This window comes from Citrobacter sp. Cm046, assembly GCF_030333065.1.
Classification (GTDB): domain Bacteria; phylum Pseudomonadota; class Gammaproteobacteria; order Enterobacterales; family Enterobacteriaceae; genus Citrobacter; species Citrobacter murliniae.
The window spans coordinates 66,243-82,148 of sequence record NZ_JAOWGP010000037.1; the positions used below are offsets into that span (position 1 = coordinate 66,243).

The following is a 15,906-nucleotide window of genomic DNA, read 5'->3' on the forward strand; positions in this document are numbered from 1 at the left end:
AATCGACTACTTCACTGGCTTCAGTTCTTCATCCAGTTTTTTCGAATCATAATAATCACCCTGCCAGGTAATTTTTCCTGCTTTAACATGAATATAGCTGACACCTTCAAATTTGATCGGATTATTTGTTGCCGGACTTCCGGCCCATTCACCGCTGTTTTTGCCTGAAAATTCCCACCGGAAAGCGACGGTATCCTCGTCATAAACGGGCTTACCAATCATTTTCCAGGTTAAATCAGGAACCGCTTTTATAAATGCCCCGATGACCTCTTTCTCGGCGTTTTCTCTGCCGTTTACCGGCTCACCCGCCGCCGCATCGTAATAAACCACGTCATTTGCCAGGTACTGTGCAGCAAGTGGCGCATTGTGCGCATTCCATGCCGCCATATACTCTTTCACAGTACTCAGCGAGGTACTTGCCGCCATGCTCAGGCCCGAGAACATCACCAGTGAAAGCACAGCTATTTTCAATGTTTTCATCATATTACCTGCTATTCAGAAATATCGGTCATGATATGTTTCACACGGGTATATTCATCGAGAGAATAAGAAGAGAGATCTTTTCCGTAACCCGACTTTTTGAAGCCGCCGTGTGGCATTTCAGCACACAGCGGAATATGGCTGTTAATCCACACCGTGCCAAAATCAAGATCGATGCTGAAACGTTGCGCGCGACCATGGTTGCTGGTCCAGACGCTGGCAGCCAGGCCGTATTCAACATCATTAGCCTTGTCCAGCGCCTCTTCGTCAGTTGAGAACGGCTGAATGGCCACCACCGGACCAAACACTTCGTGTTGGATGGCTTCATCATGCTGATGCAGGCCAGAGATGATGGTCGGTTCAAAGTAGAAACCCGGCCCTGCTCCTGCTCTTCCACCCGTTTCAACTTTTGCATGTGCTGGCAGACGTGCAATGAAGCCTTTTACCTGCTCAAGCTGATTTCGGCTGTTCAGCGCGCCATACAGAGCCTCCTGGTCTTCAGGAGGGCCAAATGTTATCTGCTTTGTTTTTTGGATCAGTTTTTCCAGAAACGCAGGGTAGATGGACTGTTCCACCAGAATACGCGTGGCGGCCGTGCAATCCTGACCGGCATTGAAAAAGCCCGCCGTGGTGATCGCGTCAATAGCCTTGTCTATGTTCGCATCGGCAAAAACGACGGCAGGTGCTTTTCCGCCAAGTTCCAGATGGGCTTTAGTCAGGTTTGCAGCCGCAGATGCCGCGACCTGCAAACCCGCACGGACGGAACCGGTAATAGAAACCAGTGAAGCCGTTGGGTTAGAAACCACCAGCGAACCGGTATTGGCTTTTCCCAATACCACGTTGAATGCTCCTTTCGGGAACAATGGTGCAGCCAGTTCCGCCAGCAACAACGTGCTGACCGGGGTGGTATCACTCGGTTTTAGTACTACTGTGTTACCCGCCGCCAGCGCTGGAGCAATCTTCCACACCGCCATCATAAACGGGTAATTCCACGGTGTGACTTGCCCGACAATACCCAGCGGTTCACGACGAATAGTAGAGGTAAAACCTGTGGAATATTCTCCGGCGGCCTTTCCCTCAAGACAGCGTGCTGCACCGGCGAAAAAGCGAATTGCATCGCATGAAGCGGCTATTTCCTCTTTCTCAATAAAATGCAGCAGTTGACCAGTTTCCTGGCTTTGCGCCCTCGCCAGACGTTCTACGTTTCGTTCTATTTCATCAGCCAGCGCCAGAAGCGCTTTTTGCCGCTGCGCGGGCGTCGATTTTTTCCAGATACTAAACGCTACTGCCGCCGCCGAGTAAGCAAGATCCACCTCAACCGCACTGCCGTTGGGAGATAATGCGTACGTTTCACCATCAACCGGACTCACCAGTTCAAAGGTTTCATCTGTGCTACCCGCGACATATTGCCCGTTAATAAAGTGCTTCAGGGTTTTCATGCGTGTCTCCTGCCATTTAATACATAAAGAATCTTATGTAATATATATATTGTAAAACTTTTTCAAATGCGCAACATTGACACTATGATAAGCCTCGCATTTTTAACTTATATTTTACATTTACAAGTGAGAGGCAATTCATTATCAGTAGACGCTATCGGAACACACATCCGTCTGTGCAATGGCATCACGCGCGGGCATGTAAAATAACGCGACCATTCTGACCTTCCTTGCCTGACGGGCTTGTGTTAGAAATGGTCGTTGTTTCAGGGAATTGAGTGCAGAAAAGATTATGATTACTCATGCGGTCATATTTGCGCCTATCGGGCAGGTCAGTCGTTCTGACCAGATAGTGCAGCGCCTTTCGAACGCCATTATTACGGGATTACTGGAGCCAAAAGAGCAGCTCCCAAACGAAACCGATCTGGCAAAGATGATGGGTGTCTCACATATCACAATCAGAGAAGCACTAAACACGCTTCGGGCTAATAATCTTATCCATACGATTCGTGGTCGCAATGGCGGGAGTTTTGTTTGCGAAAACATCGACGGCAAAAATAGCGCCCTGCATCCGTTCAAATCGATCAGTACAGATTACCTTTCCGATTTAGGGGAAATGCATTGCGCTATTATTAGCCACAGCGCAAGACTCGCTTCCAGGCGTATGACCGGTGCCGATATCTCTAAATTTCGCGAGTTTGTTGAGGTGTTAAGAAGAGCGGATTCGCCAGAATTAATGACACAGGCCGATATGCGTTGCCTGCTGGCAATAGCAGCCAGTTCCCATTCGGCGCGGCTGGCCAATCAGGAATTGCAGGTACAGGCTGAATGGGCCTCACTGGTTGCCATACTTTATCGCTCTGGCAATATTCATGCAGAAATTATTGCGCTCTATTCGGCGCTGGCCGACGCGCTGGCTGCCCATAACGAGGTGGAATCCGTACAGTTCGCCACGCAGATTATCGACACATTTACCTATTACCTTATAGAAAAAAAGCTGAAATATAATTCGAATTAACAATCAGTGAAGGCAGGACAGACAATGACCTCTTCGACATCCTTAAGCGCATTAATCCGTAAAATTGATGATATTACTGCTTCTACCGTAGATTCTACCGTTGCGCTGGCGAGGAGTATCCATGAGGCTATTGCCGGTGTGCAAAAAGGCTCAGCGGAGGTGGTCCTCGACCCTGCTGTAAGAGCAACCGTTCAGCAGCACATTAAACGTACACTCAATGACAATCACTATTGCTCCGGTGCCGGATTCGCCAGCCATATTGAGAGCACGCCGACAACGAGAGAGTACTGGCATCTGGAATGGTGGTATAAAAAAGATAATGGTTTGAGTCAGGCAAATCTGGATTTGGATCAGGCCACACAGCAGCGGCTGGATTTCAGAACGTTCGAGTGGTTTAAACACTCCCCACCAGCCGGCGAAGCTTATATTCACGGCCCGTATGTCGATTATATTTGCAACATCTCTTACACACTGACGTCAGCTGTACCCGTCTACTTCAATGATCAGTTTCTTGGTGTCGCCGCTGTCGATCTGCTGGTCAGCCAGATTGAAGCTGAATTGCTTTCCTGCCCCCAGCCTGATTATGTGATTCTGACGAATCTGGAAAACAGAATTATTTTCTCCAGTTGGCCGCGTTATCGCGTAGGTGAATTGTTGTCGCCGACGAACACCACCCTTGTTTATCAGAGCGACTACTTTATCCTTTATCACTATCAAAACTAAGGGCCTGAAGGCCCTTGTTTTCAGTTGTCCTGCCCCATAGTTAGCTTGTTTGCGTAGGCAATAGCATCATTTTCAGGCGCAGCGGAGCGACCGAACGGACGGGTCAGGAACATATAGACCAGCCCTGAGCCCACGACAATCGCCAGACCAAACAACACCGTCCAGCGATCAATGAAGTCGCTGCTGTCGGCAGGCTGCGCCAGCAGCCAGATACCACACAGCCCATAGGCTAACGCCAGCACGTTGACGAGAGTCCCCCAACCACCTATGGTCCACTCACCCGCTGGTTTCCAGCCCTTCAGACGCTGACGCAACGCGGCCAGCACCACCATCTGGAACGAAATGTAAATACCGATGACGGCAAACGCGGTAATGCGCGACAGATTATCCGGCTGAAAATAAACCCAGATACAAATGATCACCGGCAGTAAGCAGCTAACAACCATGGCATTATCCGGTACGCCGTTTTTGGAAATTTTTGCCATCCACTCGCTTCCCGGTAGCATTTTGTCACGGGAGAAGGAAAAGATGAGGCGGCTCAGCGCAGCCTGAAGGGACAGAATGCACGACAACATGGCTATAATCGCCACGACAATAAAGATTGTTGCGCCCGTTTCCCCCAGAGCCTCATTAAGGATAGCCGGGATCGGATCGGCCGTTTTACCGTTAACAATGCTGACCAGGTTTGGTGAAGCAAGCAGATAGCCCATCACAGAGATGATGGCGGAGATCGCGCCAAACACGATGCTCAAAATCATAGCTACCGGGATTTTTTTGCTTGGGTTCTTCACCTCCTCCGCGACGTTACCGCATGCCTCGAAGCCAAAGAACATAAACAAGCCCATCAGCGCGGCTGACATAAATGCGGTGGAATAACTTCCGTCCTGAGCAAGTACGCCCATCGAATCAAAGATGACCGAGAACGGTTGTGAGCGATGAAAGATCAGCAGATATATTCCCAGCGCAATAACGCTGACAATTTCACACCAGAAACCAATTTTGGCGACGCGGGCAAGATTCTTCGTCCCTGACATATTCACCGCCATCATCAAAAACAGCAGCACGACAGATGTCAGCAGCATAGTGGCGGGCGTTTGACCATAGTGGAACAGAGACTCTACAAAAGTCGAAGTGTATTCAGCGATTGACGTTATGGTGACAACCAACGCCCAAAGGTAAATCCACGCCGCGATCCATGCATACTTTTTCCCCCATAACCTTCTGGCCCAGGGATACAGTCCACCGGTAATAGGATACTGGGATGCCACTTCACCAAATACCAATGCCACCAGAAGCTGTCCGCACGCGACGATCAAAATCCACCATACCGCGGGTGGCCCAGCCAGAGTCACTGCCAGAGCAAACAGAGAATAAACAGCAGTAAGTGGCGACAGGTAGGTAAAACCCAACGCAAAGTTAGAGATAAGTCCGATCGACCGGTTGAACTGTTCTTTGCCATCTTTATGAAAACTATCGTTTTTCTTATCAGGTGTCTGTTCCATATATCTTTCTCTTTTGTGGAATAGTCGCAGGGGTGAACGATTAATGTATAAAAGATATTAAGTTATATGTATAGTGATTTTGTCACATATTTGTTAAATAAAATCGTATGATTTCCACTAATGAGAGAAGACACAGCGCACCGTTAAGCGGCATCTGAACTGAAAAAACGCAAGAATCGCTGCTGTTAAGCAACATATTTGCAATATAATAGGGAGATGTTTAACGCCGAACCTGAACAGGTGAATGATGGAAATTGATCTCGATAATCTGGTCTTTGATGGACTGGAAGAAGCGCAAGAGCGTAATGCTGAACGTCTGGAAGATGCTGACAAAAAAGCGCAGGAAATTATTGCTGATAATGACTGCGGCGACGCCTGCAAGATCTAATCTCTGAACCGGCGTAATGCCGGTTTTTTTATATTCGGTTCATCCTGCCCGCGCCAAATCAAATGGCACAATGTTTCAACCCGTTGCGCGAATACTGCAGTGTGCTGTTACGATCTGAATTGCCATCCGGTAGCGACGTTGCACACCTCATTCCAGTACATCTCGCGCGTCAGGCGAAGTTCAGCGTGTTGTTTTATCACGGAACCACTCCGGATCAATATTGGCGATATCCACCCCATACAGGCTGGCGACAGGAAGAACAGACTCCACAACACGCTGAAGATTAGACTCTGCACCATATTGTGGGGTCAGTGGACGCCGTTTTATTACGTTCAGCCAAAGCTGTTTCAGCCCTTTCATCTTCTCCGCCTCCTCTGTATGTCGGATGCGTTTTATTCCAGCGCACTCTCGCCTAAAAATGAAATGCGAATTATTGCCAAGGTTTTGCACAATTTTGCATTTCACTCGCTCATTGCATTTACCCGTTATTAACACCCCCGTCACTAATATCTTTTTGTATATAGATAAGAATTTTTTCATATTTGGTGACAACCCTAAGTTATGGGAGCGTAAAAAGCACAAACCAATAACTACAGGGATTTCATAAAATGATGGCAACGAAAATTCACAGCGCTAAAAAAACTCTGCTGGCTCTCAGCGTACTGCTGGCATCGGGTGTTACCGCCACGCAGGCTCAGGCCGACCAGTTGGCAGATATTAAAGCCGCAGGTGTGGTAAAAGTCGCGACATTCGACGCTAACCCGCCGTTTGGCTCAGTCGATGCGAAAAGTCACAAAATTGTCGGATACGACGTTGATTTTGCCGAAGCGCTGGCCAAATCCCTCGGCGTTAAACTTGAACTGGTAGCGACCAATCCGGCAAACCGTATCCCGCTATTGCAATCCGGGAAGGCGGATTTAATCGTGGCGGATATCACGATTACCCCTGAACGGGCACAGGTTATCGATTTCTCCGTCCCCTACTTTGTCACCGGCCAGCAATTTCTCGTTCCGGCAAAGTCTCCGGACAAACTTGATGATTACAGCCGCGCCAGAATTGGTGCGGTGAAAGGCACCACGGGTGAGCAGGCGTTGCATCAGCGATTCCCGCAGTCGCGGGTGCTGGCCTATGACGATATTCCGCTGGCATTAACTGCACTGCGTAACGGTAATGTCCAGGCAATCACGCAGGACAGCACTATTCTGGCGGGTTTATTGAGCGGCGCGCCGGATAAAGCGGATTTCAAAATCCTGCCCGACCTGCTGAGCAAAGAAGAGATCGGCGTTGGGGTGAAAAAAGGCGAATCAGCGCTGTTAAAAGCGGTAAATGATGAGCTACTGAAACTCGAATCTGAGGGTCAGGCAGCCAAAATCTATGACGTCTGGTTTGGCCCTGAAACCAAAAACCCACAGCCGCGCGCCTTTAAAATAGAAGCGAAGTAATATGCTCTCAGGTCTGTTTCCTCGTTCCGCAGCTCCCGCTGCGGATTTTACACATTTGCGCCAGGCTCGCGTTGAACTGCGCAATGTCGTTAAACAATATGACGCGCACACCGTTTTGAACGGTGTCAGTCTGTCCGTTGAGCCCGGTGAAGTGGTCACCATCCTCGGCCCCTCAGGTTCAGGCAAATCCACGCTGATTCGCCTGATTAATCAGCTTGAGTCACTGAGCGGCGGCGATATCTACATTGATAACAAACCGATTGGCCAGCTTCGCGGTGCGGCATTACGTCAGTTACGCAGTCGTATTGGTTTCGTGTTCCAGCAATTCAATCTGTATACCCATCTGACGGCACAGCAAAACATCACGCTGGCACTGGAATATGTTCACGGATGGAACAAAGCGGACGCAGAACACCGCGCGCTTGAACTGCTGGATCAGGTCGGGCTGAGAGAGAAAGCTGATGCGTATGCCGCCCAGCTTTCCGGCGGGCAGCAGCAACGTGTTGCTATCGCCCGCGCTCTGGCCTCCTCACCACAAATTATCCTTTTTGATGAACCCACCTCTGCGCTGGATCCTGAGATGATCGGAGAAGTATTACAGGTGATGAAAAATCTAGCACACAGCGGTATCACCATGATCGTCGTTACCCATGAAATGCATTTCGCCAGAGAGATTGCTGACCGGGTGGTCTTTATTGATGGCGGCGATATTCTGGAAGTGGCACCGCCAGAAGATTTTTTCACCCGTCCACAGCACCCCAGAACCCAGCGTTTCCTGAAAAAAGTGCTCGACCCGTTACATCAGGAGTCACCGTTATAATGCATGCAATGGACTGGCAGGGAGTGCTGAGCGGGCAACCTCTGCAATGGATAATTTCAGGTTTTCTGACCACGCTATGGGTCACAGTGGCAGGTATTGTACTCGCCACACTGCTGGCTATTTTGTTGCTCAGCCTGCGTCTTACGGGCAACCGCTTTGGCATCGGTGTGGTTAACGTATGGGTTTCAGTTTTTCGCAATACACCGTTACTTGTGCAACTGATGTTCTGGTATTTCGCCGCATGGAATCTGCTACCCAGGGGGGTTATTACATTCGTCAATGCAGAGCATGGCTGGTCCATTCTGCCAGGAGACGTCTGGTGGCTAACACCCGAATTTATCTGCTCTGCCTGGGGCCTGGGGGTCTTTACTTCTGCCTTTCTGGTTGAGGAAATCGCATCAGGTTTACAGGCCGTGTCTGACGGGCAGCGAGAGGCCGCCATTGCGCAGGGCTTTTCATCATGGGCCACTTTGCGTCACATATTGCTTCCTCAGGGGCTGGTGAACGCCTGGCAACCGATCGTTGGGCAATATCTCAACCTGATGAAGCTCTCTTCGCTAGCCAGTGGTATCGGTTTTGCCGAGCTGACCTACCAGGTGCGACAAGTTGAAAGCTATAACGCGCACGCGCTGGAAGCATTTGCCGTCGGTACCGCGCTCTATCTGCTGACCGGCATTGCGTTGGGTATGTTGTTAACGCGTCTTGGCCCGGCCCCTGTGTCAGCCAGGGCATTTGCCAGAAAAACGCGCGTATTCAGTCTCAGGAGTCCACAGCATGATCGCTAATATTTCGGTCATTACCGACAATCTGGACTATCTCCTGTGGGGACGCATAGCGGACGGTCAACGGGGTGGCGTTCTGCTTACACTATTGATGGCAATTGGCGCGGCAATTCTGGCCCTTCCTGCGGGAATAATACTGGCCTGCTGTGCCTGGCGTTTTCCGGGAGTGGTTCGCAAAGGACTGTTTATCTGGGCGGAGTTCATTCGCGGTATTCCGTTGATCTTTGTGATCTTCTGGATGTGGTATCTGCTACCAATGCTGAGCGGAAGCGATCTTCCTGGTGCTGTTACCGTCACGCTGGCTCTGGCCTGGTTTACCGCAGCCTCAGTGATGCACTCAGTTTATGCCGGGATAAATGCACTCCCTGCAGGGCAATATGATGCAGCGGTGGTTCAGGGCTTTCGCCCGTTTCAGGCATTATGGCTCATCATGTTGCCGCAGGTGCTGCGGAACATTCTGCCTTCACTAACAGGGATATTTATTGGCTTGCTGAAGGATACGTCGCTGGCGTTCATCGTTAACGTTCCTGAACTGACAACGGTAGCCGGTCAGGTTAACAGTCGGGTGCAAATTTACCCGGCAGCGATTTTTATCTTCACCGGGCTGGTCTATTACCTGTTGTGTTTTGGGCTGGAGAAAATTACCCGGCGTCGGTTTGCCTTGAGATAATCCTACGGCTCAACAAGCTACAAACTGGTGATCTTCGTTGAGCCTGTATTTCACGCCCGCCCGGATATTGTTTTCCCCCTCAATGGCAACCGCAAAGCGCATTCTTTCGCCGTCATGATAGGCTAACGCCGCGCATCCGCCAGGGCCGAGAATGATCGAATCGACAACACCGGTGCTGGCAATAACAGCATTTTCGCCGCAGGCATTAATATGGATGTTGTCAGCGCAATTTACGATTTTCGACTCTGCGCCAAAACTGGCGATCTGCGTCAAATCGCCGCTACTGGCAATACGACTTCTGTCACCCAGAGAACTGATACGTACACGCATGCCAGTACTTGCGATGCGCGTGCCATCACCGACACTGCTGATACGTGAGGAATTTCCCGCGATTGCTACCCTGGCACGATCCCCGGAGCTACCGATGTGCGCGTTATATCCGACGCTGCCAATACGTGCGCTGTGTCCGGCACTGGCAATCTGCGCGGCATATCCGGCACTGGCGATTTTGACGTTATCGCCCGCACAGCTAAAGTTGGTGCTATCCACGGCACTCGCCAGTTGCCTGCCGTTTTCACCTGCTGTTTGCGCACCAGCAATACTCTCCATGGCGCAAATATCCTGTTGAACAAAACTCTCCTCACCCAGCCATTTTGACCAGGCGTACTCCACAAGGCTGTTTGCCCAATCAATATACCCCTCCCGCAGGAGAGCGCGATGCACATCTGCATAGCTCCCCCCCTCAGGAAAAGCGCGTAAAAACCAACGATACATTACGGACCCAACGCGCCAGGCCCGTAAGTCACTGCGAGTAATCATCATCTCTTAATGCCGGTGATAGCCATCGATCATACATTTGAAGGTTTCGCCCGGTGTGCGCCCCGTGGTACAGAGATAAAGATGCCCAAAAATAAAAAACAGACTGACAATCGCCAGGGCAAAGTGTGCCTGTAGCAACCAGTAACGCACGCCAGGGAATACATCGCCCACCACCTGTGGGTAGAGCGATAACAGACCCGATATCAGCAACAGCGGCAACAAGCCATACATCACGCCGACATAAGCAGCCTGTTGTAATGGATTGAATTTTGAACGTGTAGATGCAGGAAACGGGTGTGACTCACCTTGCATAATGCCAAACAGATAAAACCGCGTCTGTCTTAGCGCCCTTCCGACCCAGCCCTGACGTTTGATAATATAATGATGTCCGTTCCCCCCTATCAGGTTGATCAGCACAAAACCAATCCAGCAGGCGAGCAGCAAAAAGCCGCAAACTTCATGTACGGTCAGTAAGCTTTTCATCACCGATGCGCTGACCGCAGAGAAATGGTTCACCAGACCGCTGACAAGCAGCAGCAGAAATAACAGCGCATTCGACCAGTGCCACAACCTGACGGCCTTCGAGTATAAATACACCTTTTCGCCATGCCCGGCTGATGCTTTATTGGCTGAACGGAAGCGCAGCATGGCGTGTAGCGCAAGTACCAGCCACATCCCCACCAGCATTAATCCCGCGATCACCAACCAGACAGGCCAGTAGTCCGGCGAAAACATGGGGACATACTGCGCTAGTTGTGCGTGAAACTGCTCAGCATTCTGCGACGCGTTCATACATTTTCCTTCTTAATCAAATGTTGACCGAACCGACGATACAGATGGGGTTTCCCGGCGCCTGAAAGTTGATATTCGTAATACTTGTTTTCCCGTAACCATGTCTGAATTTCCGGACTGTCTTCGCGACCAAAGATCAGCGCATGCTCCGGACAAGAGTTAACACAGATCGGTGGGAAACCTTTCGCCAGACGAGATTCGGCGCAGAAGTCGCATTTATCCGCCACTTTGGTCTGCGGGTTGAGATAACGCACCTGGTACGGACACGCACCAATACAATAGCTACATCCAATGCAGCGAGAAGCGTCTACGCGCACAATCCCATTCTCATCACGCCAGGAAGCCCCGGTCGGACATACCTCAATGCACGGCGCATCGTCACAGTGCTGACAGGACTGGCGGAAGTAGTGATACAGCGTTTCGTTGTCGTTATCCGATACCGGAATATGGGCTATCGATAAACGGCTCCCCTGAGCGGGAACATGATTCGTTTTCCTGCACGCACGAGCGCAAATATTACATCCGTTGCACAATGATTCATCATGGATCATAACGTAACGAACATCTTTGGTTGCCTTGGTACTCGCTAACAGGTTTTGACCTGGGCCGGTGAAAAAAATCACCGTCCCCATGCCAATGACAAATTTTCGTCGGGTGAAGGACATCGGGTTATCCTCTAATACTGTGACAGTGATCGTCCACACATTCCATGACATCAACCTGAAGAATTCAGGGGTTCTGATACTGCTCAACTTCAAGCCATTCGCACAAGCCGTACGCTTTGCCGTAACTCATAAAGCGCTCGCTGAACAGGTAAGGTTCCGCATTCGACGATTCCACAGTGCGTATGTCTGCGTAATCAGGATGCGTTTCCATTGCCGTGAGCGCTGCGGCGACCTGCTGAGGCTCGAAGTGATAAGGTGGCTGTTCCAGCATCGCGACCTTATAAGGGCGAGGATACGTTCTACAGTCAAAACGTACCGCTTCAGCGATCGCGCGGCAGATATCGTTTTCAACCACCTGCACACACATGCTGGCGTAGTTTTCTGCCATGGTTTGCGTCGAGTAGAAATACGTATCTTCAACCCCCTGCACACTGGCAATATCCGCCCCGGACTCATGCTGACACATCGTGTCCAGAAGCGCCGCCAGGTCGGTTTCTGGAACCGAGTAAGGCGGCAGCAAAAAGAGATTGCGAGCCACCAGTTGACCCGCTGCGGAGTGCTGGCGAATAAAATCCGCCACAATTGACTCCGGGGTAGCGGGCTCCTGGATCTGCGGCGCATTCCTGTGTTCTACAGGCTGATGTAACACATGCAGCCACTGTCTCTTTTGGCTGTCGACCTCGTCAGGAAGCGCACCAGACGCTTCCTCAACAGGCACCAGAACGTTGCTCACGTTAGTCATCTCACGTTCCTTACGCCGGCAGCAGATCCTGCGCAGCCAGATCGGCTGCCACATCTTCAAGACCGAGTCGATTCAGGGTTTCGCGAGTTGGGCATCCCAGTTCCGGATCCCAGCCCATTTCCTGATAGAACATCGTAAGTGACTGGCGCATATCCTCTCTGTCCATCTTGTCCGTCCCTTCTGTGAAGACCGGAATCTTAGGATCTTTATCAAATACCCAGGAGCAGATGAGATCGTGTTCATTGCGCATATCTTTGGTTTGCATCAGTTTTACCGTATAAGCACGATGCAGGGTAAAGATACGCTCCGCAGCTAAATCCAGACTCGCCTGCGTCGTTTCATCACCAGTTACGGCCTGGAAGAACTTCGCCTCCAGATCCAGATCCCCACGATAGTTTCGACTTTTCAGAGGTGAAACCGTCATTGGCCAGACCCAGTTGCACAGCGTCACGGCGTTATGCAAGCAGACCTTAAGCAGCGTCCATTTGGCATATTTGATTTTGGCCGCATTGATGGGGGTGTAGTTTTTGGTTTCGTCGTAGGCATCTTGCGAACCGAACAGTTCGCCCGCCACTTCCCGTTGTAATTTCAGTGGCAAACCAGAACCAATGAAGTTGATATGGGTGTGCGCCATACAGTCGCGGTTAAACATACAGTTGGTAATCGCCCCCACCTGTGCCGAGGCTTCGTTGGCATGGTGAACAGGAAAGCCAAACGGCGACCACAGTTTGTTTTTGGCATATCCCCAGTACTCTTCACCCAAATTCCAGCGTTCAGCAATGGCGTAAGAGCCATCTGCGAGGTGGCTGAGTTCACCGACGCGATGCGCCAGGCGGTAGTAGAAATCTTTAATAAAGTTAGGATCGCCCGCTTCCAGCTGATCCCAGCGGATCTCCGCATACTCTTCAGCCGGGAGTACGCGCTTAAAGACGCCTTTGGAGTAGCAGTACGTAAAGTCGCGATGCAGTTGTCCGTAGTTACACCAAATGCCGTAATCATCAAACAGGTTCAGGCCAATCAGATTCCCCACCACACGTCCATCGTCTTTATCGTCAAAGTCTTTAGGGCCGTTCGGGAAAATGGTGGTGTGCACAAAGTTCGCCACACAGGTGTTACCGCCGGTACTCGGTACGCCAAAGTCTTTAACTCGCGGGACATTGAGCTGAGACATACAGCGAATTGGGCATGAATGGCACCCGCTCATTTTGACCGTGTATTTTTCAGCCGCAGGGCCGAGATCGAATACGGATTTATAGGTACGGAAGCCAACGGTATTCTGGTTGCCAGGGGGAATTTCACCCGTTTCGATAGGTCCACCTTCCGCTGCGCCCCAGAACAGTCCTTTACGCGCCGTCCAGCGTGAGTTTGGTGAGGAGTATTCTGCCCATGCCTGCGGGGTACTCGGCACAACGTGGTTATTGTTAGCACCGATAAGCTCGGTCATCATATAGTCATTCAGCCGCTTCATCTCTTTGCGATCGGCAATGTTGACTCCTTTTGTCCCTTCGACCGCAATAGCCTTCAGGTTCTTCGACCCCATCACTGCACCAGTTCCGGCACCACCACTATGGTTACGGCTGTTGATCATGCAGGAGAGCGGAACCAGGTTCTCACCCGCCTGGCCGATAGCGGTGACGCAGGTTTCCGGGCTGGTTACGCGACAGATTTCTTCGGTCGTTGCACGCGTGCCCTTGCCCCACAGAAAATCGGCTTTTTCGATGCTCACCTTGTCATCTTTAATATTGATCCAGACAGGTGATGGCGACTTTCCTTCAATAATAATGGCGTCATAGCCGGCAAATTTCATTTGCGCAGCGAAGAATCCGCCCATATGGGCATCAACCACTAAATTACCTTTTGTGAAGGTCGATAAGGAGGTGATATTGACGCGGGAACTACAAGGCGCACCAGAACCAGTTAGTGGTCCGGTGGCAAAAACCAGTTTATTACCTTCATCAAAAGGTTTGGTACCTGGCGGGACCTCGTCGTACATGATTTTATAACCAAAGCCCATCCCACCGACAAATTTTTTAAATTTACTGGAATCTTCAACGGTGATATTACCCGTAGTGAGATTGACCCGTAAAATATTACCCGTCCAACCATTAGCCATCATATATTCCTTTGCAAGAAGGTTCGATAGATATACCCGTCACTTTGCAGGCAGCTTTTTCATTCAAAACTGCGATATTTTTGGCAATTAGTGACGCGTATCAGACATCCCTGCTATCAATCAAACAGTAATATCTTTCCACTCGATAATTTTTAATGCTCCAGTCGGACAAGCATTGGCGCATTCCCCACACAAAACGCATTTTGAGGATTTCTTCGTTTCGGTATTTACGGTTGCCATCATCCATGGGCAAGCCGTGGTACAGGCGCTACAACCAATACAGCGTTTATGATCTACCGCAATACAGCCATCTTCCTGTTTCCAGGTAATTGCGCCAATCGGGCAGACTTTCATACATTGCGGGTCTTTACACTGACGACAGGTGTCGGCGGTATAGTTTAAATCGCCATACAAACCACCACCGGAGCCTACGCCATCGTCGCCAAAAAAGAAGTTTCGATGAATTTTAATGCGGGAAAAGAAGGTACCCACAGCGCCATCGTTATAATTTGTACAAGAAATTTCGCAGCGGTGGCATCCGGTGCAACGAGCTCGCTGAGTCACCAGCACCCCTTTTGGTGTGTTGATGAGCCCCACAGTGCCGCTATCCACATCTTCCTGTTTACAGCCAAAAAGCGATAGCAGCGCGGGTGCAATGGTTAATCCCGCCAGCCCCTTCCCTGATATGCGCAGAAATTCAAGCCGCGTTAAACCACAATCTAAAAATGGACGATCAACCTGGTTCATTTATTTCGCATCCTCTTCGCAAACGCTGTAGCAGCAACACTTCCAGGCTAATATTAATGAGCGCAGGTCAGGCCATTTCGGGCCACTCATGTTGCCAACAACACGTGATTATTTGCCCTAACCTGATCGCATAAATGACGGCGGTTAAACTGAATGAATCTAATCCTTTAGGGTTAGGCATATGAATAATGTGGTTATTCTCCCCCTATAACTTTGATCGTTATCAATTAAAAAACGGAAGAAAAATAATTAATGTGGAGTGATATTTATTATCATTAAGGAAATTTGAAATAGTATTTTATATGCGCAACAAATATTTGTGACTATGCTTCAAAATACAGTGCAATATACAATTCGATATGTAATTAAATATATAACGATATTGACAATATTAGTGACAAAGCTAAATTATATTAACTGGAAGATTATTGTGATTAAAATAAGAGGGCGGCAGATTATTTCCGCCGCCCTCTTTTCTGCTTTAACCCGCCAGTGCTTTAATCACGGTCTCAATGGCCTGTCTCTCTAACTCACTGCGCTTTACACGCTGATTGGCGAGAGTCGTTCTCAGCACCCCAGCAATGACGATATGCTTAGGCTCTTGCCCCAGATCGCGCATTTCCAGCACTACTTTCCCGACTACTCTGCACATCTCACGGTACAGCTCGTCGTCTTTAGTCTGATTTCCCATATTTGCCTGCTCGTCATTGACTCAAACCAACAGCATATATCACTCTGCCCCGTTAGACAAAAATCAATGAAAA

The 15,906-nt window shown here is 49.9% G+C and carries 18 protein-coding genes; 7 read left to right on the top strand and 11 right to left on the bottom strand.

The annotated features are described in order from the left end of the window. Positions 1-6: 6 nt before the first annotated feature. Positions 7-480 carry an ester cyclase gene (locus OGX98_RS09030; protein ID WP_082138877.1) on the bottom strand — a complete coding sequence of 158 codons (474 nt, stop codon included), beginning with the start codon at positions 478-480 and terminating at the stop codon, positions 7-9. 11 nt (positions 481-491) lie between these two features. Beyond that, complete coding sequence (locus OGX98_RS09035; RefSeq protein ID WP_048221558.1) at positions 492-1,919, bottom strand: gamma-aminobutyraldehyde dehydrogenase; 1,428 nt, start codon at positions 1,917-1,919, stop codon at positions 492-494. A gap of 292 nt (positions 1,920-2,211) precedes the next feature. Between OGX98_RS09035 and OGX98_RS09040 the strand changes: the two genes are divergently transcribed. Both OGX98_RS09040 and OGX98_RS09045 read left to right on the top strand, forming a co-directional pair. Further along, positions 2,212-2,937, top strand: coding sequence for a FadR/GntR family transcriptional regulator (locus OGX98_RS09040; protein WP_048221559.1), 726 nt, complete (start codon positions 2,212-2,214; stop codon positions 2,935-2,937). A gap of 24 nt (positions 2,938-2,961) precedes the next feature. Then, on the top strand, positions 2,962-3,660 hold the full coding sequence (locus OGX98_RS09045) for a cache domain-containing protein (RefSeq protein WP_045442326.1): 699 nt from the start codon (positions 2,962-2,964) through the stop codon (positions 3,658-3,660). 20 nt (positions 3,661-3,680) lie between these two features. Here the strand turns inward: OGX98_RS09045 and OGX98_RS09050 are convergent, their stop codons facing one another. Then, on the bottom strand, positions 3,681-5,162 hold the full coding sequence (locus tag OGX98_RS09050; protein ID WP_200011710.1) for an APC family permease: 1,482 nt from the start codon (positions 5,160-5,162) through the stop codon (positions 3,681-3,683). A 247-nt stretch (positions 5,163-5,409) separates the two neighbouring features. On the opposite strand from OGX98_RS09050, the gene OGX98_RS09055 reads away from it, so the two are divergent. Continuing rightward, the gene (locus OGX98_RS09055; protein WP_003832695.1) at positions 5,410-5,550 is read left to right on the top strand and encodes a hypothetical protein; all 141 of its coding nucleotides are present in this window, start codon (positions 5,410-5,412) and stop codon (positions 5,548-5,550) included. 180 nt (positions 5,551-5,730) lie between these two features. Here the strand turns inward: OGX98_RS09055 and OGX98_RS09060 are convergent, their stop codons facing one another. Then, the gene (locus OGX98_RS09060; protein WP_045442302.1) at positions 5,731-5,910 is read right to left on the bottom strand and encodes a hypothetical protein; all 180 of its coding nucleotides are present in this window, start codon (positions 5,908-5,910) and stop codon (positions 5,731-5,733) included. Between the two features lie 248 nt (positions 5,911-6,158). On the opposite strand from OGX98_RS09060, the gene OGX98_RS09065 reads away from it, so the two are divergent. Genes OGX98_RS09065 through OGX98_RS09080 form a run of 4 tightly spaced genes read left to right on the top strand, consistent with a single transcriptional unit; the run spans position 6,159 to position 9,264 of the window. Then, positions 6,159-6,992 (top strand): ABC transporter substrate-binding protein, encoded by an 834-nt coding sequence (locus tag OGX98_RS09065; protein WP_048221560.1) that lies wholly within the window; start codon positions 6,159-6,161, stop codon positions 6,990-6,992. Position 6,993: 1 nt separating this feature from the next. Continuing rightward, entirely contained in the window at positions 6,994-7,812 is an 819-nt protein-coding gene (locus tag OGX98_RS09070; RefSeq protein ID WP_048221561.1) for an amino acid ABC transporter ATP-binding protein, read from the top strand. Next, positions 7,812-8,597: an amino acid ABC transporter permease gene (locus tag OGX98_RS09075; RefSeq protein WP_045442293.1), complete on the top strand. Its 786-nt coding sequence runs from the start codon at positions 7,812-7,814 to the stop codon at positions 8,595-8,597. Before OGX98_RS09070 ends, OGX98_RS09075 begins: the two co-directional genes overlap by 1 nt. After that, entirely contained in the window at positions 8,587-9,264 is a 678-nt protein-coding gene (locus OGX98_RS09080) for an amino acid ABC transporter permease (protein ID WP_286595145.1), read from the top strand. Before OGX98_RS09075 ends, OGX98_RS09080 begins: the two co-directional genes overlap by 11 nt. Before the next feature lie 9 nt (positions 9,265-9,273). Here the strand turns inward: OGX98_RS09080 and ydhT are convergent, their stop codons facing one another. From ydhT to fumD, 7 genes are all read right to left on the bottom strand, one after another. Further along, a complete protein-coding gene (gene ydhT, locus OGX98_RS09085; protein WP_045442287.1) occupies positions 9,274-10,086 on the bottom strand; it encodes a protein YdhT in 813 nt (270 codons plus the stop codon). A 3-nt stretch (positions 10,087-10,089) separates the two neighbouring features. Then, positions 10,090-10,875, bottom strand: a complete 786-nt coding sequence (gene phsC / locus OGX98_RS09090) for a thiosulfate reductase cytochrome B subunit (RefSeq protein WP_286595146.1) — start codon at positions 10,873-10,875, stop codon at positions 10,090-10,092. After that, positions 10,872-11,540 carry a 4Fe-4S dicluster domain-containing protein gene (locus tag OGX98_RS09095; RefSeq protein ID WP_045442282.1) on the bottom strand — a complete coding sequence of 223 codons (669 nt, stop codon included), beginning with the start codon at positions 11,538-11,540 and terminating at the stop codon, positions 10,872-10,874. Before OGX98_RS09095 ends, phsC begins: the two co-directional genes overlap by 4 nt. A 64-nt stretch (positions 11,541-11,604) precedes the next feature. Further along, on the bottom strand, positions 11,605-12,282 hold the full coding sequence (locus tag OGX98_RS09100) for a YdhW family putative oxidoreductase system protein (RefSeq protein ID WP_286595147.1): 678 nt from the start codon (positions 12,280-12,282) through the stop codon (positions 11,605-11,607). A 10-nt stretch (positions 12,283-12,292) separates the two neighbouring features. Further along, the gene (locus tag OGX98_RS09105) at positions 12,293-14,395 is read right to left on the bottom strand and encodes an aldehyde ferredoxin oxidoreductase (RefSeq protein WP_048221565.1); all 2,103 of its coding nucleotides are present in this window, start codon (positions 14,393-14,395) and stop codon (positions 12,293-12,295) included. Between the two features lie 120 nt (positions 14,396-14,515). Then, a complete protein-coding gene (locus OGX98_RS09110; RefSeq protein WP_003029338.1) occupies positions 14,516-15,142 on the bottom strand; it encodes a ferredoxin-like protein in 627 nt (208 codons plus the stop codon). Positions 15,143-15,623: 481 nt separating this feature from the next. Continuing rightward, complete coding sequence (fumD, locus tag OGX98_RS09115) at positions 15,624-15,833, bottom strand: fumarate hydratase FumD (protein WP_045442274.1); 210 nt, start codon at positions 15,831-15,833, stop codon at positions 15,624-15,626. Positions 15,834-15,906: the final 73 nt, after the last annotated feature.

What these genes read in the sequence shown, in the direction of transcription:
- OGX98_RS09030 (WP_082138877.1), bottom strand. Translation starts at nt 480, where the DNA reads ATGAAAACATTGAAAATAGCTGTGCTTTCACTGGTGATGTTCTCGGGC.
- OGX98_RS09035 (WP_048221558.1), bottom strand. Translation starts at nt 1,919, where the DNA reads ATGAAAACCCTGAAGCACTTTATTAACGGGCAATATGTCGCGGGTAGC.
- OGX98_RS09040 (WP_048221559.1), top strand. Translation starts at nt 2,212, where the DNA reads ATGATTACTCATGCGGTCATATTTGCGCCTATCGGGCAGGTCAGTCGT.
- OGX98_RS09045 (WP_045442326.1), top strand. Translation starts at nt 2,962, where the DNA reads ATGACCTCTTCGACATCCTTAAGCGCATTAATCCGTAAAATTGATGAT.
- OGX98_RS09050 (WP_200011710.1), bottom strand. Translation starts at nt 5,162, where the DNA reads ATGGAACAGACACCTGATAAGAAAAACGATAGTTTTCATAAAGATGGC.
- OGX98_RS09055 (WP_003832695.1), top strand. Translation starts at nt 5,410, where the DNA reads ATGGAAATTGATCTCGATAATCTGGTCTTTGATGGACTGGAAGAAGCG.
- OGX98_RS09060 (WP_045442302.1), bottom strand. Translation starts at nt 5,910, where the DNA reads ATGAAAGGGCTGAAACAGCTTTGGCTGAACGTAATAAAACGGCGTCCA.
- OGX98_RS09065 (WP_048221560.1), top strand. Translation starts at nt 6,159, where the DNA reads ATGATGGCAACGAAAATTCACAGCGCTAAAAAAACTCTGCTGGCTCTC.
- OGX98_RS09070 (WP_048221561.1), top strand. Translation starts at nt 6,994, where the DNA reads ATGCTCTCAGGTCTGTTTCCTCGTTCCGCAGCTCCCGCTGCGGATTTT.
- OGX98_RS09075 (WP_045442293.1), top strand. Translation starts at nt 7,812, where the DNA reads ATGCATGCAATGGACTGGCAGGGAGTGCTGAGCGGGCAACCTCTGCAA.
- OGX98_RS09080 (WP_286595145.1), top strand. Translation starts at nt 8,587, where the DNA reads ATGATCGCTAATATTTCGGTCATTACCGACAATCTGGACTATCTCCTG.
- ydhT (WP_045442287.1), bottom strand. Translation starts at nt 10,086, where the DNA reads ATGATGATTACTCGCAGTGACTTACGGGCCTGGCGCGTTGGGTCCGTA.
- phsC (WP_286595146.1), bottom strand. Translation starts at nt 10,875, where the DNA reads ATGAACGCGTCGCAGAATGCTGAGCAGTTTCACGCACAACTAGCGCAG.
- OGX98_RS09095 (WP_045442282.1), bottom strand. Translation starts at nt 11,540, where the DNA reads ATGTCCTTCACCCGACGAAAATTTGTCATTGGCATGGGGACGGTGATT.
- OGX98_RS09100 (WP_286595147.1), bottom strand. Translation starts at nt 12,282, where the DNA reads ATGACTAACGTGAGCAACGTTCTGGTGCCTGTTGAGGAAGCGTCTGGT.
- OGX98_RS09105 (WP_048221565.1), bottom strand. Translation starts at nt 14,395, where the DNA reads ATGGCTAATGGTTGGACGGGTAATATTTTACGGGTCAATCTCACTACG.
- OGX98_RS09110 (WP_003029338.1), bottom strand. Translation starts at nt 15,142, where the DNA reads ATGAACCAGGTTGATCGTCCATTTTTAGATTGTGGTTTAACGCGGCTT.
- fumD (WP_045442274.1), bottom strand. Translation starts at nt 15,833, where the DNA reads ATGGGAAATCAGACTAAAGACGACGAGCTGTACCGTGAGATGTGCAGA.